Annotated in this window: 19 protein-coding genes and 1 pseudogene; 7 read left to right on the top strand and 13 right to left on the bottom strand. The window is 55.5% G+C overall.

The window, feature by feature from the left end:
• Window positions 1–85: 85 nt before the first annotated feature.
• The 8 genes from TBK1r_RS21725 to TBK1r_RS21690 form a co-directional block, all read right to left on the bottom strand.
• Window positions 86–2,308: a bifunctional DNA primase/polymerase gene (locus tag TBK1r_RS21725; protein ID WP_419580253.1), complete on the bottom strand. Its 2,223-nt coding sequence runs from the start codon at window positions 2,306–2,308 to the stop codon at window positions 86–88.
• A gap of 47 nt (window positions 2,309–2,355) precedes the next feature.
• The gene (locus tag TBK1r_RS21720) at window positions 2,356–2,811 is read right to left on the bottom strand and encodes a hypothetical protein (RefSeq protein ID WP_145215321.1); all 456 of its coding nucleotides are present in this window, start codon (window positions 2,809–2,811) and stop codon (window positions 2,356–2,358) included.
• A gap of 48 nt (window positions 2,812–2,859) precedes the next feature.
• The gene (locus TBK1r_RS21715; RefSeq protein WP_419580252.1) at window positions 2,860–4,521 is read right to left on the bottom strand and encodes a DEAD/DEAH box helicase; all 1,662 of its coding nucleotides are present in this window, start codon (window positions 4,519–4,521) and stop codon (window positions 2,860–2,862) included.
• Window positions 4,521–5,108, bottom strand: a complete 588-nt coding sequence (locus TBK1r_RS21710; protein ID WP_145215315.1) for a RusA family crossover junction endodeoxyribonuclease — start codon at window positions 5,106–5,108, stop codon at window positions 4,521–4,523. The genes TBK1r_RS21715 and TBK1r_RS21710 overlap by 1 nt, the downstream gene beginning before the upstream one ends.
• 94 nt (window positions 5,109–5,202) lie before the next feature.
• The gene (locus TBK1r_RS21705) at window positions 5,203–5,685 is read right to left on the bottom strand and encodes a DUF669 domain-containing protein (protein ID WP_145215312.1); all 483 of its coding nucleotides are present in this window, start codon (window positions 5,683–5,685) and stop codon (window positions 5,203–5,205) included.
• Between the two features lie 52 nt (window positions 5,686–5,737).
• A complete protein-coding gene (locus TBK1r_RS21700; protein WP_145215309.1) occupies window positions 5,738–6,496 on the bottom strand; it encodes an ATP-binding protein in 759 nt (252 codons plus the stop codon).
• A gap of 38 nt (window positions 6,497–6,534) precedes the next feature.
• Window positions 6,535–6,774, bottom strand: a complete 240-nt coding sequence (locus TBK1r_RS21695; protein WP_145215306.1) for a hypothetical protein — start codon at window positions 6,772–6,774, stop codon at window positions 6,535–6,537.
• 109 nt (window positions 6,775–6,883) lie between these two features.
• Entirely contained in the window at window positions 6,884–7,498 is a 615-nt protein-coding gene (locus tag TBK1r_RS21690; RefSeq protein WP_145215303.1) for an RNA polymerase sigma factor, read from the bottom strand.
• Window positions 7,499–7,829: 331 nt separating this feature from the next.
• Here TBK1r_RS21690 and TBK1r_RS21685 point away from each other — a divergent pair, with 331 nt between their 5' ends.
• From TBK1r_RS21685 to TBK1r_RS21655, 7 genes are all read left to right on the top strand, one after another.
• Window positions 7,830–8,303: a hypothetical protein gene (locus tag TBK1r_RS21685; protein WP_145215300.1), complete on the top strand. Its 474-nt coding sequence runs from the start codon at window positions 7,830–7,832 to the stop codon at window positions 8,301–8,303.
• Between the two features lie 205 nt (window positions 8,304–8,508).
• A complete protein-coding gene (gene lexA, locus TBK1r_RS21680; protein WP_145215297.1) occupies window positions 8,509–9,162 on the top strand; it encodes a transcriptional repressor LexA in 654 nt (217 codons plus the stop codon).
• A 5-nt stretch (window positions 9,163–9,167) separates the two neighbouring features.
• Window positions 9,168–10,361, top strand: coding sequence for a hypothetical protein (locus TBK1r_RS21675; protein ID WP_145215294.1), 1,194 nt, complete (start codon window positions 9,168–9,170; stop codon window positions 10,359–10,361).
• Complete coding sequence (locus TBK1r_RS21670; protein WP_145215291.1) at window positions 10,318–11,241, top strand: hypothetical protein; 924 nt, start codon at window positions 10,318–10,320, stop codon at window positions 11,239–11,241. Before TBK1r_RS21675 ends, TBK1r_RS21670 begins: the two co-directional genes overlap by 44 nt.
• Window positions 11,242–11,593: 352 nt before the next feature.
• On the top strand, window positions 11,594–12,082 hold the full coding sequence (locus TBK1r_RS21665) for a DUF2924 domain-containing protein (RefSeq protein WP_145215288.1): 489 nt from the start codon (window positions 11,594–11,596) through the stop codon (window positions 12,080–12,082).
• Entirely contained in the window at window positions 12,079–13,629 is a 1,551-nt protein-coding gene (locus tag TBK1r_RS21660; RefSeq protein ID WP_145215285.1) for a recombinase family protein, read from the top strand. The genes TBK1r_RS21665 and TBK1r_RS21660 overlap by 4 nt, the downstream gene beginning before the upstream one ends.
• Before the next feature lie 158 nt (window positions 13,630–13,787).
• Window positions 13,788–14,081 (top strand): hypothetical protein, encoded by a 294-nt coding sequence (locus tag TBK1r_RS21655; protein ID WP_419580251.1) that lies wholly within the window; start codon window positions 13,788–13,790, stop codon window positions 14,079–14,081.
• A gap of 322 nt (window positions 14,082–14,403) precedes the next feature.
• Here TBK1r_RS21655 and TBK1r_RS21650 read toward each other — a convergent pair whose 3' ends face one another.
• The 5 genes and pseudogenes from TBK1r_RS21650 to TBK1r_RS21635 all read right to left on the bottom strand — a co-directional run bounded on the left by TBK1r_RS21650 (window position 14,404) and on the right by TBK1r_RS21635 (window position 25,901).
• Entirely contained in the window at window positions 14,404–15,243 is an 840-nt protein-coding gene (locus TBK1r_RS21650) for an alpha/beta hydrolase (protein ID WP_473772445.1), read from the bottom strand.
• Between the two features lie 362 nt (window positions 15,244–15,605).
• The gene (locus tag TBK1r_RS21645; RefSeq protein ID WP_145215282.1) at window positions 15,606–17,921 is read right to left on the bottom strand and encodes a glycoside hydrolase family 10 protein; all 2,316 of its coding nucleotides are present in this window, start codon (window positions 17,919–17,921) and stop codon (window positions 15,606–15,608) included.
• Window positions 17,922–17,975: 54 nt separating this feature from the next.
• The gene (locus TBK1r_RS21640; RefSeq protein WP_473772523.1) at window positions 17,976–20,543 is read right to left on the bottom strand and encodes a sialate O-acetylesterase; all 2,568 of its coding nucleotides are present in this window, start codon (window positions 20,541–20,543) and stop codon (window positions 17,976–17,978) included.
• An 81-nt stretch (window positions 20,544–20,624) separates the two neighbouring features.
• Window positions 20,625–20,984: pseudogene (locus tag TBK1r_RS39490) on the bottom strand (alpha/beta hydrolase); the annotation flags it as partial.
• A gap of 318 nt (window positions 20,985–21,302) precedes the next feature.
• Window positions 21,303–25,901 (bottom strand): PVC-type heme-binding CxxCH protein, encoded by a 4,599-nt coding sequence (locus tag TBK1r_RS21635; RefSeq protein WP_419580250.1) that lies wholly within the window; start codon window positions 25,899–25,901, stop codon window positions 21,303–21,305.
• Window positions 25,902–26,155 lie beyond the last annotated feature (254 nt).

Genomic DNA, 26,155 nt, shown 5'->3' with positions numbered 1-26,155 from the left:
GCGTGTTTTACGGCCAAACTTCCTTCACCCTTCTTTCTCGTTCGTTCACTCTCTTTCACCCCGCGACGACCGACTTCGTTCACTTTCACCCCGTTCCTTCACCGTCCTCTTTGGCCATCGCCTGCTCGGTCATTCGGTAACCGCGCTGTGGACGTCCTGCAGTCTCGGCGGAGATGATGTTGAGGTCGCCTTGCTGAACCAACGTGTCAATCAATTGATGAAACACCTTCGCTTCCATCTTCATCCGCTTGAGCAACACACTATGCGGTAGCGTCCGCTCGGGTGCCTTGCGCAGCTTTTCAAGTAGTCGCAGGCATTCACCATGAAACGGGTTCTCGGCCACGTGAGACGCCGCCATAAACAGCATGCGACGCGTTTGGTGCTCGACGACCTCGATGGCCCAGCGGGCTGACTGGGCATCGATGATCGGATCGCGGCAGTTGCGACTGATGGCATGGATCAACGCGAGCTTGCGAGCCTGTTCGCTCACGCGACCCCAAACCGTAGTTCCGACCGAATCATTGTCCTCCTCCGCGGCATCGTACATCTCCTCCGCGTTGACTCGGGCGTCGCTCAGGAGTTGCCTAGCGCTATCGTCATGGGGAACGATCGCCGGCGTTGGGTTCCAATCGACAAGATTGCCGGTGCCGGGACGAAAGTTTTCCCACCAATCGGCAGTTTCGCGAACCGATTCGGGGATTTCTCGGATCTTGGGCTCCTGGCCTTTGCCACGCCGGCCGCACTCGAAGATCAGCATGCGTGCGAAAAGACCATTGGTCAGCATTCGCTCCGAGAGAGCGGCGTAGTAGTGGTTCGGGATCGCAGTGCCGAAGACAACCAGGTTGGGTTGGTTGATAACGCCGGCCGCTTCTTTCCCCGCCTTACGCCTCATGGGATAGACGCTGTTCGCCGACGAGTACATGGTCAGCAGCGTTGACATGATTTGCTCGTGCCGGGCGTCGCGGGACTTGTTGATCGATTGCAGGAGTCCGTCAATTTCGTCGGTTTGAAACAGCATCGACTCGGTCAGGAACAACGAGTCCTGGATGCCTTCGCCTGAGGCAAAGCGTTCCCCGACGCAGTCCGCCATGCCAACTTGTTGGAGGATTTGCATGTTCAGCTTGCGAGGCCAGTCCTTGCCCGCGGCGGAATGAGCGAGTCCGAGCAAATATAGATTCGTCCGGTTGTCCCCGGGATCACGAACGCGTCGGCCCGCAAGAACGGCTTGCAACGATACCGCTCCGCAAAACGCCATCACTGTGTTCGGATAGGGAGCACATTCGAGGCAATGGTCCATGACCTCCGCAATGAAACCAGGGCAACGCAAAAGAGAGTCGGGCAATACACCAGGATCTTCCGGCATCGGCTTTGGAAGATCAGGGTCGACATGGAAGACTTTGGTTGCCGGCTCGGTGTTGAAACCGCTGAGGTCCACCGCGATTCCGGCAGGTTCCAACGGACTATCGTCGCGAAGCCAACCGAACGGACGGTCATGTGGTTTGATAACCGCCTGATTGATTTTGTGCTGCAGTTCACGATCAGACCAAGGCGGATCACAGCGCGGGTTGTACTCGGATTGAAGGATCGCGAGGGCTCGTTCAGGTTCGATTCCGAAGCCATGGACGAGTGCGGTTGCGGCGGAAAAGGTCTGAGAATGTCCGTTGGAGCCAGCGATGGCGGGTGGCATCGCCGCCAGGTAGGCAATGGCTCGCTGTTCCAGGTTGTTGTCGATTGATCGACCGGAGGCTCGCGGACACGGCTCTTGAACGGGTGAAGCAACAACCTGACCACGTTTGACGATGACGGCATCGGCGAGGGCCTTCACGCAAGCGGCCAACATGGGAGCAGGTACGATCGCAGGAAAGGAGTCGAGGGCGTCATAGAGTTCACCATCTGGATGGACACTCGGACCAACCACGGTTTGCGCACCGGTGGACCGGAGCTCGACGATCATTGAGCCGTTACGGTCGGTATGTTTCTCGGTGGTCGCGCCGGCGGCGATGTACCAGCGGTGGGACTGGGGCGAAGACGGCCGGCCGGTGATAGCCGGCGTCGGCGGCAGGTACTGATCGGCCAATTCGATCGCCTCTGGGCAATCGAGATCAACATCAACGAGCCAGCCCGAGGGCTCACCCAAGATCAATCCGATGTTGCAGCCTTCGGGGAAAACTTCAGGCGTCAGACGGAGACTTGTCCAGTCGCGTCGAGCCGGCGACTTGGAGCGTGGGCGCAGCGGAACAGCGAACCATCCACGCTCGCGGTAGTTTGCTACCCACGAGCGCGCGTCCATCGGTTCGGGTTCCACCATCGACATTTACTCCCCCTGCAATTCCCTGAATGACTTCGGCCAACGACTCAGCGGTCGACCGGATCCATGTGTGGAATCTGCAGAACCAGGGTTTCGAACTCGTCGATGGTTTCATTGAGTTCGTTGTCGCCGAATTGCTTCGCGACATCGCGACAGGTCTCAGCGGCTGCGAAGATTTCGTATCGCCAAGTGTTCCATCGATGACGATCTCCGGTCGTCATCGACCAGGCACACTTGGACCAGAGATCCGCCGAAACGGGACACTTGACGGGCAATGTCATGTTGTGATGAAGTCGATGCACGATCAGATCACTCGACTCGTCGGTATCCGTTAGGTCGTACTTCGCAGACTTCGTATCCATGGGAGTGTTCTGGTAACAATCCTCATCATCTTCATCGTAAAAGTCGATGGCAAGACTGCGAAGCTGCTTGCTTGATGGTAGATCGCTGACGATGTGGAGTCCGTCGAAGGGGCCGTCAAATAGCTCGAAGCGTTGTTGCACAAACAATCCTTTTAGTGGCGGGGGAAAGAGTCGGTGCTGGGTGGTGATTTAGAACGGAGCTTCTTCGAGAGCCGTATTCGGAATCTCGGAAAGCTGATGGTGGACGATGCGGTCGTACCGTTGTCCGGAGATCGAGCGGACCGTGATCGACTCGGGTGCCGCGAGTAGTCCGGCATCGGCCAATTCCAGAGCTTCGCCAGCGTCGTCAGGACACGGATCAAGGCAGCGCTGCCGCCACCACGTTTCCGCTTTGCGTCTGGCGAAGCCAGAATGTTCAATACAGATGAATTCGCTTTGCCAATGATCGAGTCCGATCATGTAGTCGACGCGTAAGCAGCGAGGTGCGTCATCCTCGGCCTCGCGCTTGCGATGGACGCGATAAACAACATCGTGGACGTCATAGTCCGTGTCGGTGACTTCGCCGGATAGTACACCAGCTTCACTCGCCTGTGCCTCGTGCGATTCGCGATCAGGTGGAGGAAACGGCTGCCCGCATTCCGGACAGTTTGCATAACCACACGCAACCAACGCGTGGCACTTCTCGCATTCTTTGGCCGGCGGCAATTGACCGGATCGTGATTGCTTTTCTTTGGGTTTGATCTGATCGATCGGTCCATGACGTTCAATGTTTCCGCCGAAGTCCAGGACCAGGCAGTTCTGTTTATCGGCGTGCAATCGAAAGCCGCGTCCGACGCATTGATATAGGAGTCCGGGTGACATGGTTGGACGAAGCATGACCACGCAGTCAACGCGAGGAGCGTCGAAACCCGTGGTCAGTACGTTGACGTTGCAGAGATAGCGCAGCGGTTCTTGACCGAACAAATCGTTGCCAGGGTCGCCACGAAAGCGAGCAAGGATCTCGTCGCGTTCCGCTGCAGGAGTTTGCCCGGTGACGAACCCACACTCAATGCCATGATTTCTCCGCAAGGTTTCAACGATTTGCTGACCGTGTGCGACGCTGGTGGCGAAGATCAACACGGCTCGGCGATCGGCTGTCAGTTCAACGATCTCGGCGCACGCGGCCGATACGAGCGCGGCATCGCCGGCCAGTTGTTCGACCTCTTCATTGACGAACTCGCCAGCCCGCATGTGGACACCCGAGAAGTCCGCACGGTTGACGCCGGCCTTGGAGATCAGCGGGCAGAGGTAGCCATCGCGGATGAGTTCTTTGATTCCGATCTCGAAGCAAACACGGTTGAGAAAGTGATCCGGCGAACAGATCATGCCCGAGTCGAGGCGGAACGGCGTGGCAGTCAGGCCAATGACGCGGACATGGGGATTGATGACTTTGCAGTCGGCCAGGAACTGCCGATACATGCCGTCACCCTTCTTGGAAATCAGATGGGCTTCGTCAACGATAATGAGGTCGAATGGATCGAGATCGCAAGCTCGCTTGTAGATGCTTTGGATGCCAGCGACCAACACTGGCGTATTCGTGTCTCGCTTTTTCAGTCCAGCCGAATAGAGGCCGACCTTGATATCGGGACAAAGCCGGCGAACCTTGTCGGCGTTCTGCTCGAGCAGTTCTTTGACGTGGGCCAAGATCAATACGCGGCCACCCCACTGCCCGACAGCGTCGCTCGCGATTTTCGCCAATACCAGGGATTTGCCGGCGCCAGTCGGCAACACTGCGACCGGGTTGTCATCCCGCTCACGCAGATGGTGGTAGACCGCATCGACCGCGGCTTGTTGGTAGGCACGCAGCTTCATCAGAGCGCCTTTCCGTTGTGGCGTTTTCCGAGCCATTTTGGGACGGCGTTCGGCGACATCTCTGACTGGCCTCGCTTGCAATCACCGCAAATTCGGTTGGCCGGTCCGCTGGATGAGAACGGCTGGTTGCACTGCAGGCAGATTCGTTCGATGTTTGGCTTGGCTTCTTCGGCAAGCGGAATTACCCAGACAAGAGCCTCGCCTTCGAATGGCTTGGGTAGTTCCACGCCTGCCTCAATCTCTGCACGTGTTCGACGTTTCAGCTTTCCTTTCGGTTTGACTTCCGGAAGGATCTTTTCAATCGCCAAACGAAAGATCTGAGTATCGTCCTCATACACGCCGCCCCACTGAAGCGAGTCCAAGAGTGCTTTGAGGACGTTGTCAACGTCGCGGCGGCGTCGGTCGGGTGTGTAGAGCTCGATGTTGACCGACAGCGGACCGGTGAGTGTTTCGATGTCGCGCGTTTGCAAATACTCCATTACTTTCGTGCGATAGTTCCGCCCGCGACGACTAATCAGCACGCGCTGGCCGACGTGTCGCCAGTAGGTGTTGACCGTTGGTGGGAATGGCAACTTGAGTTTGAACATGGTGCGACGCCTTGGGCACGGAAACGAAAACAGCCGACCGGCATTCCGTGCCGGCCGGCTGTTGAACTTGGAAGCGATCAGAGAGAGGCCGCGGCTATCGCTTCCAAGGCGCCTCGGTCGAGGCGGCGGACTGAGGACCAACGCCTACCGGGCTGGCGGTTTCCAGAGTTCCACTACCTGGATCCCGCTTGCTGTAGCCCTTCACCTCGTTTTGCAGCTCACCGGTGTCACTGCGACGCTTGACGCGAACGTGAATAATGCAGGGCAAGTTGTGCAGGTCGGTGGAATCCGTCGGGGCGAGCACACCGACCGCGCGGCAGATCGATGAGAGTTCCCGGCGTGCAATTTCGACTGCTGTTGCGTTCGGATTGTCGAGATTCAATCGCACCCACAATAAACGCCCAGAATGATCACCTTCGATGATCTGGAACGTCAGCTGAAGATACGATCCAGCGCCGGATTTCGTCGGTTTCATTTCGCTGTCGGTGATGACGGCGACGTACTTGCCCACGGGGATCGGTTCGAGATCGTTGGCGGGTTCGACTTCGTTGGCGTCAAAGCCTTGTAGGTTGGCCATGGATGGTTCCTTGGTTGAGTGGAGTGAAAAAGGTCAGTGAAGCGCTGGACGGCTAACTTGCCGACAAAGCAGAAACGAAGGCGGGCCAGGAGAGCGGCAATTCCTCGGCGATGCCGTAGCGGTTCTTGGCAACGCAGCTCGGAGAGCCGTAAGCACGAATGACACGCTCCCCGCCGTCCTTGCCCACGGCGTGGGCGATGGTGCGTTTGCGATTGAAGCCGCCGTCTTCGGTTTGCGTTCGCATCTTGCGAGTTGCAAACAACACAGCGTCGCACCACTCTTTCACCAACGCTGCGGCGTGTTTGTGAAGGCGAGGTGAATAGCGGTCGTAGGGCGACGATTCGGGATCTTCGAATCGCTCAACCTTGGAGTGAGCGATCAACACGACGACCATTCCGCGAGAACGGAGAATGCCAAGCAAATCGAGCACTTCACGCCACAGAGAGAGGGCGTGCATATAACCGCGAGCATAGCCGCCATCGACCTTTTCGATCGATTCGACGCCATACTGCTGACAGAGTTTGTCCCAGACGAGACGCTCCAGCCAATCGAGAGAGTCGATCACAACGGTTTCGTAATCGTGCTTTTGATTGACGAGCGTTTTGAGAGCCGCGATGACGTCGTCGAAATTCACAGCCAAAGGAAATCGATCGCATTCGATCTCATCAAGCCCGTCTTCGGTTTGAATGAAGATGGGCTTGGGAGCCTGGCTGCCGAAAGTCGATTTGCCGATACCTTCGACGCCGTAAAGCAATACGCGCGGCGGCTTGGATTGCCGGCCGGACTGGATGGTTTCAAGTAGGTTGGTCACTGTTTGGTTGACTCCTTGGTTGTTGTTTGACTGGATGGTTAGAGCGACTGGATATGCTCGACGTCGAAGTTGCCGTCGCGATCGCTGGTCACGAGGTAGTGCTTGAAGTCGACTTGCACCACGAACCGCTGACCGGTTCCCAGTTGCTTCCGAAGTGACTTACACGCTTCGGTGAATTCGCGTGAAGCTTCGTTGAAACGGTCGGCCGATCGCAGGTAACGACCAACCGCAAGTGAAATGGCGACGCGACGTTCGATGTCTAAAGACAAGTCAGGCATAGAGGCTCGGTGTTTGAGGTTGTGTGGAGCAAAGAGTTCTGATGGCTTTCCGCTACCTCTAGACCTTCCAACTTTTCAGACCGAAAGACGAAGCGGCGGTCAAAAAACTTCAGACCAGGTACTCGTGCAGACCTCGCTCACGAAACACGACGGCGATCTTGGCCATCCAGTACTTCAGCGTCGAAAGTGGCACGTCCATGATTTGCGAACACTCTCGGAGCGAATGGTCGGTGCGCAGCGTCAGTAGCCGTTGCCAGTGCTCGGGCAGCGTTGCGATAGCCGCAGCCAAGTCGTGGCGCAAATCAACCAACTCCGTGTCCGACAGCTTTGCCGTTTCGATGCGGTTTCGGTTGTCGTCTTCGCTGATGCACTGGATCAACTCGCGACGCTCACCACCGGAGTCCACCATCACGTTCAGCGACGTCACCTCGCGATCATCGCGAATCTTGTGCAATCGATAGGCACGCAGGTTGGTGGCAGCTCGGTTGACGACCATCGTGATGAACGGATTCCGATGGCCAATCGTCGCGTCGTGCGATCGCATCGCCCGATCGAGTTCAGCTTGCAGTTCCTGATGCAGGTCTTCCGCTTCGTGGGGAGCGAATTCCGGGCAGCGCAAAAGACGACCAACGCAGCGGCGAATGACCGTTTGAGCGAATGGGTCTTCGGTAAGCGTCGGGACGGTCGATGTGGTTTGGGGCAGAGGTGGTGTTGAAACAGGCATGTTCACTCCGTCGATGGGCGGTGTTGGAGAAGGCCGTGTCTCGGCAGCGGCCACACCCACCGGCGAAGTTGCACCAAATCGCACTCAGCGATCATTGCGACAGCGTTTCATCCCGAAATTCACAGGCAAAACGCGTTGAAGAAAATGTTGTTGCAGTTGCACCAAATCGCACTATCTGCAACTGCAACAATTGGCTGCCCGGAGATGGGCGGAGCGGAAGGCCGGAATGAGCGGCAGGTTTTTTCAGCCTGCCGGACCAAACGTGTCCATGGCATTGGTCAATCTGGACGGCCAATGTTTATCCAGACCCTCTTCCCGATGGAGCCTCGCTATGCACGCCGAAGTTGAACAACTTTCCGGTACTGAACCCATTGAAACTGAAATGGTTGGACGCCTCGCCCGACTGTTGCTCGATCCGTCACTGGATCGCTGCGACATCGCCGACGGCATCTTGTCCGACATCGATCTGATCCGGTTCCTTTGTGGCTACCAGCAGATCGTGATCGAAAACACAGCGGCGCCCGGCACGAATTGGATGATGGAGCAGCGAGGTTCACACGAACTGAGCTTTGTGGCCCATGCCCTCAATGAACCACGCGAAGAATTCGTTATGCCGCTGCTTTTAGGGTCGCTCTGCGATCACAGCGGTCAGCCATGGTTTCAGTCCTCGGTTTATGAATTCGTGCCGGCCGTCGAAGGCATCAAGACGACCAACATCGGCGGCAAACCGATGTTCAAAGCCAACTTGAACCAAGTACAGCGCCGCAGTCATTCGGCTGCGCAAACGAACCCGGCCTTCAACTGACCGGGGATTGTGTGGCGGTCCGATGTCCACTTCGTTTATCAGCGCTAATTCAAGTTTTTTTCCATGCAAATTACAGGGCCAAAGCGTTTGCTAGCAAAATTTAGCTTGTCGGAATGATCGGCACGACTAGATTAACTATAGCACGAAACGAAGTCTATCAGCGCTAATTCAAGCCGCCACATTCAACCGCCAAGGATGCCGATTCATGAAGCGAGCCAAACCAAGCCGGGGACGTCCACGCCAAACCGAAATCACCGAAGGCCAATCGCGAGCACTCGACGTACTGTCCGCCGCGATCGATCGCCATGGCATCGCACCCACGATGACCGAACTCGGTGACCGGCTTGGCATCAGCGCCGCCAGCGCCCACCAATTGGTTCTGCAATTGGAACGCAAAGGCTATGTCGCTCGCCAGCCCCGCAAGGCTCGCAGCTTGCGGGTGGTTCGTCGGCCAAGTCAGACGCTCGCATCGATGACGAGTGTGCCGATGCTCGGTGTGGTGAAAGCGGGGCCGGCAATGCTCGCCGAGGAGAATTGTTTGGGTGAAGTCATGGTTGCTTCCGACCTGGTCGGTCGCAGCCCATGCTTTGCTTTGACGATCAGCGGTGACAGCATGAAGGACGCGGACATGCGAGACGGTGACATCGTGATCGTTCGACGACAGCAGCTTGCCGAAAACGGCGAGATCGTTGTCGCGTTGATCGATGATGAGGCGACCGTGAAGCGACTCGATTTGAACGACGGAGCGATTCGCTTGTTGCCGGAAAACCGGAAATACAAGCCGATCGAGATTGAGCCCGATAGCGACTTTCGTGTGCTTGGAAAGGTTATTTGTGTCACCAAGAAATCTGAAAGTTAGCTGTCATGCCTCAACCCACTCCGTTATCCACCTTGCTTCGCGTGATTCCCAACGAGCTACTCAAGAAGTGGTTCCATGATCATATTCCTGGACCGTTCGATATCCCGTGGGAGACACTGGGCGAGAACGACATCGAACCGATGATCGTCCATTTGGATGAACTACCGTCGAGCATTCGCAAAGATGCCGAGATTGATCTTCGGACCATTCGTTCGTTCGCCAGTGAAGCGGGAATGCGGGCGATCGAGGATACGGCACGGATGCACGGAGAGCCCGAATTGATGTCGCGCATTCCCGATGGACTCAATCTTAACGGACGTGCGATGTGGGTTCGTCTGCACGAGTGGGAGATACTTCATGCGGCCACCACACTCCTGCATTTGGAAGAAGCGACATTCTGGAGGAAAAGAAATGGAGTGCCGTCCAATGTCGAAATCGCAGGCGATGCAGACGAGCAACTTGGTAACGCGGTGTCCAACATGTTACGTGAGGAAGGAAGAGGCCAACACGTCACCGTTGAGCGACTGGAAAACAACGGCATCGTCTACTTCATCGTCCACCCCGATGACTTCGTTCGCAGTGACAACACTCACGACGACCAGGGCCGCTTGGCGACCGTGTCGATTCGGCCGACCCTGGACATCATCTTCGCCTACGACCGTCATGCCGGATCATTTGAACTCTGTGCGAGCCTACCAAAGACTCACAAGGAGCGACTCGAGCCGATCTTCTCGCGTGCAGTGCTTGGTTGGCAATTACCGCCCTACGAGGACGAGAGCGGTTACTACATCGATCACTTGAAAGATCCGACCACACAACTGCCGACCGATCCGGCAGATCAAATCCGAGTCCGCATCGAAGAAATCAAGATGTTCAATCCATCGACTCGTCGTCGGATCTCAACGGACATCAACAAACACGACGAAACCGATACGATTCACCGGGCGATCAGCGAAGAGCTTCGTTCTTTGCATGACGTGCTGGCAAATTTCAGCGTCAATTCCGTTGGCATCCGATTTGTGTTCCCGGCCACACGGTATGCCCGAGCCGGCGGCCGGATCATTCGTATCACTCCCGGCAGTTGCAACCTGCGGAGCCTGACGCCGGACCGTGCCGAGATTGTCCAGAAGCACCTTCGTATGTGGGGAGTCGACGATGCGCCGACGGACGAGCCCAATCTGGTCTCGGTGGGAGCTTAGCCCGCCGGCGTTCACCATTCGTGACGCCAAACTATTTCATCAAGACCATTTCGCTGCCTTTCGTCGCCATCGCTTGATCAAACCGACCACGCCGGCGACCGAACAGCAGTGCAACGACTGTGGCGAGCACCAGCCGGTCATTTATTCAACGGATCGTGAAGGCAGCCGGCATGGCTTTATCGTTTGCGAACGCTGTGGTCCGGCGGAGGTTTCAACCGCATCCCTAGACCAATTCGCGTTCGATACCGAGCGGCTACTGGAACATCTCTTTGCCGATACCCGACTGGCGATCAAACCGATCGACGCTGATCTCTGGTGGCAAATCGGCAGACGAACCTTTGAAGGGCAAAGTCGCGAGTTGCTATTTCTGCGTTGCTTGCGTGTAAAGAACGAAACAAGCATCGTCGAACAGCTTGGTCGCCGAAAACGATCACTGGTTTTCATGTCGCTAGCCAGCTCTGCCGCGAGACTGGACATGATGGTTTCCAACTTGGTCATCGGGATTCAGGACGTCGTCGAATTTTCGGAAGACGGCTTGCGAATCGACTGGGAGGCCGTCGAAGATCGCCTGATTGAATCGAGTGAATCCGATGCTCAAAAGCCCAAGCCGCAACCACGTCGATCATCACGGACTGCAAAGATCGAACTGTTGGTTCAAGAGTTGACGCAGCATTTGCGAAGTGCTGCGGAGCATGCTCACGCATCAGGAGAACTTCTGCCTCGTCCGACGCAACAAGAGCTCGGGCGACGGACCGGAATCTCGAAGTCCGATGTCAGTCGCTGCATCAAAGACGCGTCTGCCAATCAGCTGCGATTGCTTTGGCAGACGGCGGATGATCTGGATGCCGTTTTGCGGTTGCAGCGTAGACAACTTCGCTAATTCTTTTCTTTCAATTGGCTCCGACTTTCAGATCTAGAACTTGGAAGGTCTGGGGATAGAGCGGTCTGTTAACCGCATGTCCCCATTTCTCACTTCTAGGTTCTGCCAGTGCGAAACACCGATCCGAAATCTGCCTCCGATGAAACACGATTGAGGCGTCGCGAAATCGTCGACCTGCTGACTCGTGCCATCGTTCGTCACCATCGAGTTACCGCAATTTCCGGGAACTCCGAAGAATCTGACCGCGATGTCCAAGCCGATGGCTTGATCGAACCCGAAAACGATCGCTCTCTGTGACTCCGCCACGGTAAACACACCCGGCACTTCCCTATTTCGAGTCATGGAGAGCAACATGAGAAACCCATTGGGCCATGAATTGGCCGCGCTACGCCGCATGTCGGTTGGCACCCTTCAAGCCAAGTACTTCGAGGTCTTCGGCGAATCAACGACCGGTCGCAATAAAGCGTGGCTTCAGAAGCGAATCGCATGGCGAATGCAAGCCAATGCGTTCGGTGGCCTGAGTGATCGGGCCATCCAGCGAGCCAGTGAGCTCGCCAACGAATCGGATCTTCGCGTGACTGCACCGCGCGAGCCCTCACGCATGCCACCGCCCCCGCCGGTGAACCGCGAACTTCCACCCAAGGATGAACGGTTGCCGCCCGTCGGCGATTGTCTGGTTCGTGATTACAAGGGCCGGGAATGCGTCGTCACCATCATGCCCGATGGTTTCGATTTTGAGGGCGAGCACTACAAGACACTTTCGGCGGTCGCCAAAGCGATTACGGGCCAGCACTGGAACGGCTTTCGCTTCTTCAAGGTTCACAAGCAGGAGTCAGCATGAATCGCGAGCAAATGAAACAACCCATTCGGTGTGCGATCTACACTCGCAAATCAACCGAAGAAGGTCTCGACCAAGAGTTCAATAGCCTCGATGCGCAGCGTGACGCCGGCGAAGCATTCATCACCAGCCAGCGAAGCGAAGGCTGGGCTTGCCTCGACGAGCGATACGACGACGGCGGTTTTTCAGGGGGGAATCTCGAGCGTCCCGCGATGAAACGTCTCATGGCCGATATCGAGGCCGGCAGAATCGACTGTGTCGTTGTCTACAAGGTTGACCGACTTAGTCGCAGCCTACTCGACTTCTCTCGGGTGATGGAAACATTCGAGAAACACAACGTGGCCTTCGTCTCCGTCACCCAGCAGTTCAATACCGCCAGCTCCATGGGCCGGTTGATCCTCAATGTGCTACTTTCATTTGCCCAGTTCGAACGCGAGATGATCAGCGAACGCACCCGAGACAAGATCGCGGCGACCCGGCGCAAAGGCAAATGGTGCGGTGGCGTTCCGGTCTTTGGCTTTACGATCGAAGAAACCAAGCTCGTGGTCGTACCCCACGAAGCCGAGCGCGTCCGACAGATCTTTGATCTCTACCGTCGAACGCATTCTCTGCTCGAAACGGCCAAGGAAGCCAATCGCCGTGGCTGGCGGACCAAGCAGTGGACGACCAAGAAGGGATCAACTCGCGGTGGTCTTCCGTATGACAAGAACCGGATCTACCAGATGCTGACCAACGTCACCTACATCGGCAAGCTGACGTACAAGGACGAGATCCATGAAGGCCAGCATCAGGCCATCGTTGATCCTGAGGTTTTCAAAGAAGTCGGAGAGTCGCTGAGAAAGAACGGCCGCATCGGCATGATACGAGCGTCGACAAGCTTCGACGGAATGCTGCGAGGCATCCTTCGGTGTGCAAAATGCAATCGAGCCATGCGGCACACTTCCTCTGGCCGGGGAACGAAGAGGTATCGTTACTACGTTTGCGGCAAAGCGGAAAAACAAGGCTATGAATCTTGTCCATCGCCTTCGATTCCCGCAAGGCAGATTGAGGGGTTTGTCGTCGACGAACTGCGCGTGTTCGCAAGTGACGATCAGCTCATTCGTGATATCTACGAACGCTGTCATGAGCAGAACCGCGAGGACGTCGATTCGCAAAAACGTGAAGCGGATTCGATCGCGAAGTTTCTCAAAGAGGACCACGCCGAGATGACTCACCTTGTCGCAACGGCCGCTAGCGCTGACTTGATTGAAGCAACGCAATCACGCATTGATAAAAGCGAAACACGATTGAAAGAGCTACGTGAAGCAATCGACAACCATCGGCCGATTCGCGTCAGCCATGCATCGATTCGCAGGACCCTCGGTGAACTCGACAAAGCCTGGGACACGATCCCACCGCGAGAACGTTGCCGACTGATGGAATTGTTGATCGAACGGATCGACTACGACGGCGTTGAGGGCACGCTTGATATCACCTTCCAGCCCGCCGGACTCGCGTCACTCGGCCAGGACGGCAACTTTGCCCGCCACATTACGGAGACATTGAATTGAGCGACCTATCGAACAACTCAAACGAAACACCGCCACGCACGTCGGCGATACGCCGCACGTTTCACGTTGCCCGCGTAGATCGCGGCGCCCGCGAGGTGCGCGGCGGTACGGCCCCACCGCGGCCCAGAACGGGCCAACTGCCAAGACTGTCCCGGCTGATGGCACTCGCCATCCATTTCGACAACGCTTTGGCATCGGGCCGCCTCCGATCACAAGCCGACTTGGCGCAGGCCGGCCAAGTCACACGAGCTCGGCTCAGCCAGATCATGAACCTCTGCAACCTTGCCCCCGATCTTCAAGAAGAGCTGCTCTTCCTAAAGCCCTATTTCAACGGCCGAGCGCCCATCACCGAGCGTCAAATCCGCCCGATCGCCGCCGAACCCAACTGGGACAAACAGCGGCGACGATACCGCAAGCTTACCGATTCTGCCGGTCGCAGCGATCGCGGTTAGCTTGAAGGTCCGATAACCTCAACTATGTCGCGAAGTGTTTCACGTTGTGACGATTGTGCGGGTGCGGCTTTGCCGCCGGTAGTGTCCGTCAAGTTTCGCACATTTGGATATTCCATCCCTGACTCTGGAACGATTCTCGCGGTCGTTATATCTTCGAGCATCCGAACTCGTTGTCGGGATCAAGCCACGGAACTCCTGTTCCCCACACCAGAGAATCCCATTGATGGTTGTCGGTGATCGTTCCAGGGGCGTCTGGGCTTCCCCAGCCACCACTCGCTATTGACAGAATTTAAACCAGCCGCTGGCACCTCATATCTACGTCCTAGCTCGCCGGCTTCAGATAACCATGCATTCCGAGCCAACGAACATAGGCATCGAACCAGCCGGTGCTGGTAGTGGATTTCTGGTACATGCCAAAGCCGTGTCCACCTTGTTCGTAGTAATGCAATTCAACAGGGCGATTTGCTTTACGCCAGCTCTCAATCAGACCAAAGCCAACAGGGAAAAGTGGGTCATCGGCTGCGATAGCAACGAATAGGGGCGGTGCGTCGGCGGGAACGTCAACCGCATTCAGTCCGCCATAGATGCTGGCGATGAATGCGGGTTTGCTTTCCCCTCCGCTCAGCGTTGTTGTCATGGTGAGCATCGCGCCAGCAGAGAATCCGATCATGCCGATGCGGTCTGGATCCACGTGCCATTTCTCGGAATTCTCGCGGATGAGCGCGAAAGCGGCGTTCGCGTCGGCAACCTGCGGTGCAATACGAGCGGTCATCTCTGCCGGTGTAGGACGCCCCGAACGCGGCCCACCCCTGGGCCGGGGTCTAGTAGGATTTGCGAACTCATTGAGATCGGCCGCAGTCTGATTAAGACGATACTTGAGCACAAAAGCCGCTACACCTTTGGCGGCAAGCGCCTCGGCGACTTGCCAACCTTCATTTTCCATCGACAACGTTCTGAAACCTCCTCCTGGTGCAACAATCACAGCTGCCCCGCTCGCTTTCGCAGGATCAGGTAGAAAGGGAGTCAACGTTGCCACAGTAACGTTGCGTGCGAACTTGCTTCCGTACTGACTGTGCCAGGACTCGGGCGTTTCGGCGTCAGGCAATGGACCTGTTCCCAACTCGATGGCGTTGGGCTGTGCGGGGGTTTCGATCGACGTCATGGCGTCTCTTGGAGCGCTTTGGTTCGGTGCATTTGCACTTGCAGCTTGCTGAGCAATTGCTGGCGTAAGCATCGAGAGACAGCAGGCTGACGATAAACCCACACAGAAAAACGTCCTCCTGGCCTCTTGAAACAAGCGGGTGACTACATTTCTTAGATTTCGATTTTTCACAGATGACTCCAGTACGAAATGGTTTATTCGAGGGAATTCCAATGTCGGATCTAGGACCACAATTGATTGTGGCGTATAGGGTAAGTCGATCCGTCTAGCAGATTCTGCAGATGCGGCTTGCCGCCTGAGCAGTAATGAAGCAGGCCCAGATTCCCGCTCATAACGCTCATGATCATTCAGATCGATGCCGGCTACTGTTCCAGGTTCTTCGTGTCGATCGTCCAATCCGGATCGCGTTTCAATTGACTATCGTCGCCAACGAACATCTTGGCGGAAGCCTTATCGTCTTTGAGCTGCCAGTTGAGCCAAGCGAGGGCAACGGAGGAGTATTCGCCACCGTGCGGCCGACGGTAGGTTCCTCCGTGCCCGACGTCTAAGTTGGTCATCACGATGGGCACATGGTCGACTCGGGAGAAATCGTCCATCGCGTTGTTGTAGGCGATGTCGGAAGGGCCGCCCATAATGTAGAGGACGGGACCGTGAAACTTTTTGAGGTCTTCCTTAGTCAGGTTCGGCATCGCTGCCATCGGTGAGCGAGAGGGTAATACGCCACTGTTGCAAACAACCGTAGTTGTGACTCGGGGATCGTCCGAGATTTCGATGGCTTGCAGTCCACCACACGACATTCCCATCGCGGCGACTTTGGTCGTATCAATCTTTCCGCAGTAGATGCTGTTTTCATCGGCGTTCTGTGCGATGATCCATTCCAAGGCAGCAACCAATTGAGAAGAATTCGTCCGCTGACGAGATGTCTCGTTTCGCTGTTGCAACTGATCCAGCGGTCCAATGCCGAGAATAATGAATCCGTGCGATGCAATCTCGTTGAGAAAGTTCTTGTGTTCCTCCGTCGTGTTCGCACACGCTCCATTTCCCCATAGAAGTACCGGCAGCTTCTTTTCGCTCCCAAAAGCAGACAAATCCTCCGGGCGATAAACCGTCATTCCCGCAAGGGTTGGTGCTTCAGTTACGATCGCTGAATAATCACCCTGACCACCGTCTTCAATCTTCACGTTCTTTGGCGGTTCGGGGGCTCTCTTGGCAGCATCGTCATCGCTATCTGCCACCGCCACAATACTGGCATACGCTGGCTTGACGTTGTTGTTGCCGTCAAAAAGAAGAGGATGTTGCCCCCACCTCCAGGTTCGTCGATCGTTCAGGCCCCAAAACGTAACGCGTTCGATGACGTCTTCATGCTTCTTGAAGATAGCGAACAGCCTTGCGTAGTCGCCGGCCTGAGCGTTCAGATCGTCAACGGTAGGGGGAGCACTGTTTCGAAACCGTTGTCTTCCGAATTGCCCGCCGGATTCACCACGGATTGTAACGTCGAGTTCCGTGATACTGACTTTCAGTCCCAGCGATGCATAGTCGGTGATCGCCTTTTCGATGTCTTCGAAAGGAACTCGCCCGCTTCGCCAATGCCCTTGGATGCCGACGGCATCGATGGGAGCACCCTCGGCAAGCAGTCGTTTGAGAAGCACCATCGAACTCGCATGCTTGGGTCCCGATTCGATGTTGTAGTCGTTGTAGTAGAGCACCGCATCGGGATCTGCCTGCCGAGCAAACTTGAATGCCAATGTGAGAAACTCGGGACCAAGGGTTTGCAACCAAGTCGAGTTGCGTAGATTTTCCGTCTTCGCGGTTTCAGAGTTCCCACCATCGTTGATGGCTTCATTGACCACATCCCAGCTCTGCAACTTCCCTTTGTACCGACCCGCAAGCGTTTCAATATGTTGTTTCATTCGCCGCTCGACCGTCTCGGGATCGCGCCCCTCGAAGAACCAATTGGGCGTCTGTGCATGCCAAACCAAGGTATGGCCGTGGATGGTCATGTCGTTCTTGTCGGCCCATTCCACCAAAGCATCGGTCCGCTCAAAATCCCAACGTTCTTCGGCCGGGTGAACTCGCTCGGGCTTCATGCAGTTTTCGGGAGTGATTGCCGCAAAATGCTCTGCGGCTAGTTTTAACTCCTCCTCTGAATAACGCGAAGGAAGATCACCGGCCATGCCGACCAAGAATGAATCCTCAAACGCGTCTTTGATGAGTCGATCGATTTTGACTTCGACCACCGGAGTAGGATCTTCCTTTGGTGGTGGCTTGGGAAGCTCACGCGTGGCAAGCGACTCTTGGCCGCCCCGTTCTCCAAACGACCTCGTTATCGCGAGATCCTTTCCTTTGCGTTCGCCGCTGAACTCGATGCGAAACTCTCGGTCTCCGAACTGACGGACCTCCGCAAAGCTGAGTGACTCGTTGTCGACCTTCACATCCACGAACTCGACTTTCCGCTCCTCGTCGCGAGCATCTATTTCCGCGTGCGCTGTTGCATCGCCGGCGTCATTAATCGCAATATGGAGGTGGTAAGTCTGCAATCCGAAGGGGGAATCGAATTGGCAATGCCATGTGCCTGTCAAACTCTCGGAGCTTTGCTTTGCCGAAGTATTCTCTTGGCCAAGCGTGAATGCGGCGGACAACGCGATGCAGCAGAAGCAAGCGATCGATTGGAATGACATACGGCGATATCCGATGTGGTTTTGGAAGTTACAGTGATCAATTGCCGCAATGGCTTATTCGGCAACTGAGCTCTCTGAAGCCAACAGTGAGAGCATTGCAGCAGCATATCTCTTACCAAACTCGCGAGAGCCTTCTGGGTTAAAATGGAGTTTGTCGTCGGTCGGCAAACCTGCTGACGATATCACCCGAGCACCCGATATCGATTCCGGTAGGGTCGCAATGATCGTGTTGTGACTTGCACATCGGCCTCCCTGATCAGCGTGTACCATCTCTCCGGCCAACAGTGGCACCTCGTTTGGATCTAAATCGAGGTCCTTCATCAAGTCGTCATAGACGGACTTGACTTTCTTGGGCCACTCTTTATCCCCGGTATTGGATTCGCCCTGATGGAGAAGAATTCCTTTGATGACGCCGTGTTTCTTCGCCTCTCTAGCCATGTCGACAAGGTACTGATAAGGATTTTCGTCGTAGGCTTTGACGAGGTTTTTCAACCAGTCTCTCTCGCCGTCGATATAGGACTGAAACGAATCCTTCTGATACAGTTCGATTTTGCATCCGGGCACACAAACCTTGATGATTCCAACGCGGACATCTTCTGGAAGCGAACGAACCATCGTTTTCCCGAAGGAATCGACCATGCAAATGCCTCGCCCTCGCGCGGCCAGCGGTGGGACGGCGTGGTACCAGTTTCCTTTCTGCCAGCCCCTTTGTTCATTGTCAAAGTCGGCCATCACCAGCAGACGCTCGGGTACGTCACGGTCAGCGTCATTCATCCGCCCGCCGCTATCCATGTTGGATTGGCCGAAGCAGAGATAAATGTGGAAGTTTGGGTCGACCGAGTCGGTCATTGCGACTGCCTGTTGTCGCTGAGCATCCGCCCCACGCTGCACTGATTCCTTCGCGTTTTCAGTCACCAGGTCGTCAACGGATTTCGACTTCTTCGCTGTTGCCTTTTCCGTTGCGAAGTCGCCTACCTTTCGCGAAAACAGGATCGTGTCGCCGTCGATCTGCCCCTCGTATTCAATGCGAATTTCGTTTCCACCAAAACTTAGGTTTTCGACGAACGAAATGGTATCGCCGGTCCGTTTGACCTGCTCAAAGGTAACGTCGCGTGAGCGACCATTGACTTCAGCTCTCGCCGTTGCGGAGAGTTCGCCGCTTTCCTTACCAAAGGCCATTGCATAACTTTGGACGCCAATTTGAGTATCAAAGTCGACCTTCCAGCTGCCTAATAGGCTGTCTTTAGGCTGAAACAACAGAGGGGCGAATTCCTTCAAGCTGCGTCGCCAAGTCTGCCATTCGTGGGCGGTTTCGGGAGACAGGTAGTAGTGGGCATCGATTCCCATCTCTTTTAATTGCTTCACGGAGTCAGCCGGGTTGCCTCCCCGACGAGTTCGACCGCCTCCAACCTCTTTGCTTCCGTAGCTAACGAACACGAGTTCAACTTTGTCTTTGAACCCTTCCGTGTTCTCGAGATCCTCTTTTCCAATCGTGGCTCCACTGAAGAGGCCGATGTGTGAAAACTTGTCAAGGTTGCGTAGCGTGATTGACTTCGTTTCCATGCTACCCATCGACAGTCCAGCCATGGCACGATTCGGTTGATCGGTCAAAGTGCGGAAGTTCTGGTCGATATGGGGAACGAGTTCATCAACGAGGACCGTTTCAAAGTCCTTGATATCGAAGTTCCGAAGCCCGCCCATGCGGACTTCGTTGGTCATGCCATAGGTCATGACGATGATGAAGGGCTTCGTCTTTCCTTCCGCGATCAAATTGTCCATGATCAGACCCGCGTGGCCCTGGACGCTCCAGCCGTATTCGTTTTCGCCCCAACCGTGCTGCAAGTACAGCACTGGGTAGCGTTCTTCTTGGTTGCTGTCGTATCCCGGTGGTGTGTAGACGAAAGCTCGCCGCTCGGAATCCGTGCTATCTGAATGAAAGTAGATCTCGCGAACTTGGCCGTGGGGAACGTTTTTCAGTGCATAGAAATCACGATCGTGGGCGGGTATTTCAATTCCGCTCCCCCAACGCATTGCTCCGAAATAGTATTTGCTGTTGGGATCCGGAACGTGGGCACCGTCGATGATCAATTCATAGTAGTGGAAGCCTTCGTCAAGAGGTCGTGAGTAGCCGACCCATGCTCCATCTTCACCTTTTACGAACTCGGTGCTGTCGCGAAATGTCGTTGCCACGCTATTCGCTTCCGGCGCGACGACTCGAAACTTGATTCGGCCTTGGGAATTGACCTGCGGGTAGTCCTTTCCAGCTTGGTTAGTGGGTGCCGGCTTGAAATCGTCTTTGATACCTTCAGGAACATTGCTTCCAGCAGCCGCGTTCTCATTTCCATTCGCAGAAGGCTGTTCATTCGAATTCGTGGTCGTGTCTTCCTGCGGCACTGAGGCCTTCGATGTTTCCTGAAATACCAATTGAGCAAAATAATACAGATTGTTTCGCCAGTGGGTCGGATCGTGTCCGTGCGAGTCGACGTTCCAGATGTGTGGAATGTCGTTCTCATTCAAATAACGCTGCAGACGTTGACTGATTCGGATCAATCCGTCTTTGTTTCCACATGACAAGTAGAGCAGCTCAAGTTGTTCCTTCGTCTTTTTTGGATCGGGGACCAATTCCTCTGGAGCCTTGGTATTGGGTGCGGACGAAAATCCGCCGACCCAGGCAAACGTGTCCAGGTTGGTCAGTCCGAAGTTCAGTGACTGGCCACCGCCCATCGACAAGCCGGCCAGGGCTCGATGTTCTCGATCGGCGTGAACGGAATAACGCGACTCGATGGTGGGAATGACGTCATCGAGCAAGTCTTTCTCAAAAACGGCAAATGCTGGAGCACTCGCCATCACATTGCCTTCGGCGCGATCATTCTTTTGCGCGCGGCCGTTCGGCATCACCACAATCATCGGAACCGCTTTGCCATCCGCGATCAGGTTGTCAAACAACACATCAGGTGTCGCAAAACGCTGCCACTCGGTTTCGTCGCCGCCAATGCCGTGCAACAAATACAAGACAGGGAACTTCTTCTCGCTCGAGTACCCCGGGGGCGTGTAAACGTTCATCTTGCGATTCGTGCCGACCGTCTTCGACTCATAGTCGATCATCTCCAACTTGCCGTGCGGAATGTCTTCCCGCTTTGCAACGATGCTATCTGCAGGATCGGGATAAGTTTGCTTGTCGTCGGGACCAAGTTCGATCGGGCCGCCGAATCCGCCTCCGCGACGACCCTGGCGAGGACGTTCCGGGTTTTGCTCCTGTGCTTGGGCAACGGCACTGGCAAGCTGTAGCATGCCGAGCAGGACTAGAACAACTAATTTTCTCATGAGAGGGTCTCGATACAGAAGAAGATGAGAAGGAACGTCAACGAATCACCGTCGGGTCTAGTGACCTTCACCTGCAAACTCGACGGTAACCGCAAACACGAGCGGAAGCGAAAAGTCACCTCCTTTCAAGAATTCGATTTTCGTAAGTGCTTTGTCAGCTTCGGCAGGAATCTTCAAGTAGCGGATTTGCTTGCCGCCGGCTTCAATCGCCTTCTTCGATTCCGGCACATCCTCGCCCGCTTGGTAAGTCACGATGTGCTTGCCGTTGACCAGTTCAAAGTCACTTTTGCTTCCGTCAGCGTAATGACGACGGACGATCATGCTGGTCGTTTCGTCCTTGAAACGCGGGTAGGCAGCCCAGGCGACGCCCCCCAACATGTGAATCGTTTTCACGTTTCCAGCGCAGTCGAGGCTAGCCGATTCTGGCAACGTGCTTGGGAATCGCGATGATTGACGTTGCAAACCGATGATGTTGGCGATCCGATCTCCCTGGGGATCGACCAATTCGAACGGAACGCCTTCGACCTCCACACGCCCGTAGGAATCGAGTACAAACTCGTCTCCAGGTCGTCCGCGGAATCCGGGGAGGCCTTTTTTGCTGTTGATGGTCGCAGAGCTAGAGATGTTCAGCGGCGCGTACTTGCCACGTTTGGCGAGAAACGAAAGCAGATCCGCCATTTCAGTTTTACTGATCGAGCTTTCAAAACCCTCTGGCATCAATGACTTGTGCGACGAAGTCAATTGCTCGATGTCTTCGCGAAGGACCAGCTTTTCTTTGCCTTGCGTGTCGATGATGCGTAGCGAGTTTGCCGACTCGCCGGCTAGCATTCCGGAGAGCACATTTCCGTCGACGGTCAAAATCTGGTACGTGCGGAAGTTGCTTTCGACGCTTCGCGATGGATCGAGGACGTTCATCAAGATTTCTTCTTTGGGATGAACCGCCATGCCCGTCAAGTTAGGACCGATTTCTTGTCCGATTTCGCCATGGATGTGGCAAGCCGAGCAATGTTTCTTGAACATTGCCAGGCCGTTCGTCACATCGCCTTCCACGGCAGCGACCGGTAACCATTGATCGACCAATGCTTGGCGATTAGATGTTACCATCGCACCTCGCGTTTCCATCAACTCCTTCGCTCGCGATGCTATCGATGAGGTGGGGTGGTTCAGTAAGGCTTGGCGTTGATCGAGCTGAAGATCATTGAATTGCACTTGTCCATCTGCAATGGCGTCCAGCAAATCTTCAGTGCCGTCGGCTCGGGATAAAAGCAACGTCAGAACTTGGCTACCGAGTTTTGGCCCCAGCGAGGTTTTCATGTCCAACAACGTTTCGGAAAGACCATTCACGCGCGCGGCCTGCAGTGAGTTCAGTGCCGCGATCCCAGTTTCTGGAGCCAGTTGCGGTGTAAAGAACGCTTCGACCGCGTCGAGAATCTTTGGACTCATTGGTGCAAGGCGAATCGCTTGATCCCAAGCACTCAGACGTTTCTCTGAATCGGCATCCGCGTCCAAAGCGGTTGTCAGCAGTTCGTTCTGTATTTCACTGACAATCTCGTTTAGGTTCGTGATCGACCACTTGTCGGCTACCGCCAGGATCGCGGCTTTGCTTTCGACGGAAGTGTCGTTGGCCAAGAACCGGTCACGAACAATTTTCTGCGATGACTCGGGAAGATTAAGAACCAGATCTCGCGGCCAACCCTTTGCTAAGCCTTCCCAGACCGTGACGGCGACTGGCGAATCGGGCGAGATTTCAAGCAGCTCGCTGATTTGCTCAGCTGTGGGATTGCTCCGCGCGAGGTGCTCCGCCAGAACGGCAATCCGTTGATTGAGCGAATTCGCCGCGGACGGACTCATCTTGCCGAGCGCCACGATCGTCGCAGCAGGATCGGTCGAAGCAGCGGAAGTCCATGCGTCCAATAAAACACGATCGTCTCCAATCGAAGGTACTAAGCCAGCAAGCTCGTCGCCGCTGATCGCAGCGTTCGCTTTTCCTTCTGCAACACGCAGCAACAAGGTCAACCGCACCTTAGGGTCGACATCGTTTTGCAGACCCGCTTCAATCGCCTTGGCGATCTGCTCGCTACCGCAACTCGCGATTGCCGCGTTGCGCACTGGGCTGGATACATGACCGAAACCGGCGGCACACGCCTTTGCAAGTGCAGCGACTGCTGATTCGTTACCCGTTTCCGACATGCCTGCAAGCGTCCAAATCGCATGCATCGCGGCTGGGTTTAATCCGATCTCGTCGACTTGATCATTGTCGACCAATGAAACGAGAGCACTGAGCGTCGCATCGTCAGCCGCCCCACGTTCCACCAAAAGACGATGTGCCGTTCGACGCCAAAAGAAATTGTCATTACTGAGTGCCGTAACCAACTCGGCGTTCTCTGCATCAGCGAGTTGTAACGTTCGCGTCGCAGAGCCGCTGCCTGCCTCGTCGGTCACCAATCGATAGACTCGGGCAAAACGTTTGTCTCGCAGATCACTTTCATAAGCAGCCCCTTTGCCGGTTTGGAAACCGTTGGGCGTTGGGTTGTGCTGAACAATGTAGTTGTACCAGTCCAAGACCCATACGTTGCCGTCGGGACCGACCTCCGACATGATCGGAGCTGACCAGTCATCGATGCTGGCAACTGTGTTGAACGCGTTTCGACTTCGATAGCTTGCACCGTCCTTCTCCAGCACGAAAGAACCAACGAGGTGCCCCGTCGGACCGCAGACCATTTGAATTCGGTTCCACCAAGTCGGTGGATAGTTGCGAGCGGTGTAGATTGCTGAGCCGCAACCGGCTGTAAATCCGCCGTGCCAGTCCACCTGACGGATGCGATCATCGATCGGATCGAACCGATGCGACTGGGCAATATTTTGAAGAGTCTCGGGCGACCAGCCGGCGACTTGATCGTAATACCGATTGGGAATCGGCATGTGAACGCTCGGGCAACCGTTGGCAGTTGAACCAAAGACATAGCCTTCCTCGCTGAAACCCAGCCCCCAGGTGTTGTTGTTCGTGCCTCTCATGAACTCCAATGCATCGACACGGATTGTGTGCTGATCGAAGTCGCTTGATTGGCTGTCTGCGACTTTGCCCGTTTCCGCGTCGATCGCATAGGCTGGCGCTGTCTCATCCGAGGCACCCGCCTTGACCTTGAATCGCCAAAACCCTTGGCGAAAACGCATTTGCGGTTCGCCGTTGATTACGGGCTGGGAATTGTTGTAGCCCTGCATGCCCCAGATCCAATTGTCGGGGCCATACTGAAAATTGCTGACGCCGCCGTGCGTGTCGCCCAGCGCCCAGCCGGTAATCAGCGACTGTCGAAAATCGGCCTTGTCGTCGCCATCGATGTCCTTCAAATAGATCGTCTCTTCGCCGTCCTGGACGATCACGCCACCCCGGTAGCAAACCAGTGTCGATGGAATGCTTAGATTTTCTGCAAAGACCGTGAACTTGTCGGCCTGGCCATCGTTGTCAGTATCTTCGCAAATCTTGATGCGGTCGCGGCCGACGGCTGATTTTTCCTTGAGTTCATTGGGGTAGTCCACAGTTTCGCAAACCCACAAACGCCCGTCCTCGTCCCAGTTCATTGCGATCGGCTTACCATTTAGCCCCGCGGTCTTGTCGTTTTGCTGGGGAGAGCCGGGCCAGTTGTCGGTCGACTCCTTGGCCCAGATCGCGAGTTGCGTTCCTTCCGGAGTCGCGAACGCTTTGATGGACTTTTCCGCTGGCAGAGGGTCTTGCATCTTCGAGAACGGTTCGGCTTGCGTTCCCCACTGAGCACCTGGCGTGTAGTTGGGGATCTTCGCCCCCACGTATGTCGTTGCAAATTCTTCATCGTCGACCGAAGGCGGATTCATCTCCGGCGCAGAAAAGGGACGATTCGCAGCGATGACCGCTTCCGCTTTGGGATCTGCAGGCCTGCCGCTGTCGGCCGAAGCTGCGGTGAGCGTCTGACCACAGGCCCACAAAACACCGCGTGCGAGCAGCTTTTGAAAATCATTGTTGGACCACGTCCGATGATCGTGTCCCCACGCGGTATAGAAAACGCGACCTTGTCCGCTCGTCCGGATCCATGTGTAGGGTTCACCATCGGGATTGCTCACGGGGCCGGATTCGTCGCTCCGTGTCTCAAGTACTGTCATGTCCGGGTTGAGCTTGCTGTGGCGGTAGCTTTCGTCCATCGACCGAACCGGGTTCAGCCCCCGCATGATCTCATGATCGGAAGCCACGATCTCGGTTTCAAAGCGAGTGAACCCGTGACTTCGAAACTGACCGCCAACTAATTCGATGTACTTATCAGAATTGAGAAAACAGAACGACGCGCAGTGAACGGGAATCAGGCCTCCACCACTTTGAACATAGTTCAGCAGAGCCGACTCGGCGTCCGGTGTGATTTGCTCAATGTTTGCGAAGATCATCAGCCCTTCATATTTAGCGAGATGATCTTCGTTAAGGTCGCTCAGCTTTTCCGTGTAAACAAGTTCGATCCCTTGCTCTCGGAGCGGCCCTGCCAAATGCCGATAGAATTCGGATGGCCTATGGAATCCTCTGTCGCCAAGCATCAATACCGAGACTTGCGATTCCTGAGCCGATGCGAAGCCGCAGGCGAGAAAGATAAGGACGAGCAGATTTGCAGTTGCAACGTGTTTTGATAGAGCAGTCATCTTGTTTCTGGTAGGCCTATTTGGTTGACGGTGCAAACTCCACCGCTCGATGTTCATCTAAGCAGATAGAGCTGGATTCTCGGTGGACAACATGCCGCCGTCAGGATCAATAGTGGGACGAGATATCGCGAATGATGGAGTGGCGGTACTGTGCGTTATAGCCACATTGAGCTCAATGGAAATGAGGAATTGCGCACCTGCACGGAGATATTTCACAAGTTCGCAGCAGATCCGCTCGGCAGATAACCGTGCGT

The organism is Stieleria magnilauensis (genome assembly GCA_007753675.1).
GTDB classification, from domain to species: domain Bacteria; phylum Planctomycetota; class Planctomycetia; order Pirellulales; family Pirellulaceae; genus Stieleria; species Stieleria magnilauensis.
This window is presented reverse-complemented; position numbering and strand designations above follow the sequence as displayed.

Coding starts and splice junctions, on each gene's coding strand:
- TBK1r_RS21725 (WP_419580253.1), bottom strand. CDS start 2,308: ATGGTGGAACCCGAACCGATGGACGCGCGCTCGTGGGTAGCAAACTAC.
- TBK1r_RS21715 (WP_419580252.1), bottom strand. CDS start 4,521: ATGAAGCTGCGTGCCTACCAACAAGCCGCGGTCGATGCGGTCTACCAC.
- TBK1r_RS21710 (WP_145215315.1), bottom strand. CDS start 5,108: ATGTTCAAACTCAAGTTGCCATTCCCACCAACGGTCAACACCTACTGG.
- TBK1r_RS21705 (WP_145215312.1), bottom strand. CDS start 5,685: ATGGCCAACCTACAAGGCTTTGACGCCAACGAAGTCGAACCCGCCAAC.
- TBK1r_RS21695 (WP_145215306.1), bottom strand. CDS start 6,774: ATGCCTGACTTGTCTTTAGACATCGAACGTCGCGTCGCCATTTCACTT.
- TBK1r_RS21690 (WP_145215303.1), bottom strand. CDS start 7,498: ATGCCTGTTTCAACACCACCTCTGCCCCAAACCACATCGACCGTCCCG.
- TBK1r_RS21685 (WP_145215300.1), top strand. CDS start 7,830: ATGCACGCCGAAGTTGAACAACTTTCCGGTACTGAACCCATTGAAACT.
- lexA (WP_145215297.1), top strand. CDS start 8,509: ATGAAGCGAGCCAAACCAAGCCGGGGACGTCCACGCCAAACCGAAATC.
- TBK1r_RS21675 (WP_145215294.1), top strand. CDS start 9,168: ATGCCTCAACCCACTCCGTTATCCACCTTGCTTCGCGTGATTCCCAAC.
- TBK1r_RS21670 (WP_145215291.1), top strand. CDS start 10,318: ATGCGCCGACGGACGAGCCCAATCTGGTCTCGGTGGGAGCTTAGCCCG.
- TBK1r_RS21665 (WP_145215288.1), top strand. CDS start 11,594: ATGAGAAACCCATTGGGCCATGAATTGGCCGCGCTACGCCGCATGTCG.
- TBK1r_RS21660 (WP_145215285.1), top strand. CDS start 12,079: ATGAATCGCGAGCAAATGAAACAACCCATTCGGTGTGCGATCTACACT.
- TBK1r_RS21655 (WP_419580251.1), top strand. CDS start 13,788: ATGGCACTCGCCATCCATTTCGACAACGCTTTGGCATCGGGCCGCCTC.
- TBK1r_RS21650 (WP_473772445.1), bottom strand. CDS start 15,243: ATGACGTCGATCGAAACCCCCGCACAGCCCAACGCCATCGAGTTGGGA.
- TBK1r_RS21645 (WP_145215282.1), bottom strand. CDS start 17,921: ATGTCATTCCAATCGATCGCTTGCTTCTGCTGCATCGCGTTGTCCGCC.
- TBK1r_RS21635 (WP_419580250.1), bottom strand. CDS start 25,901: ATGACTGCTCTATCAAAACACGTTGCAACTGCAAATCTGCTCGTCCTT.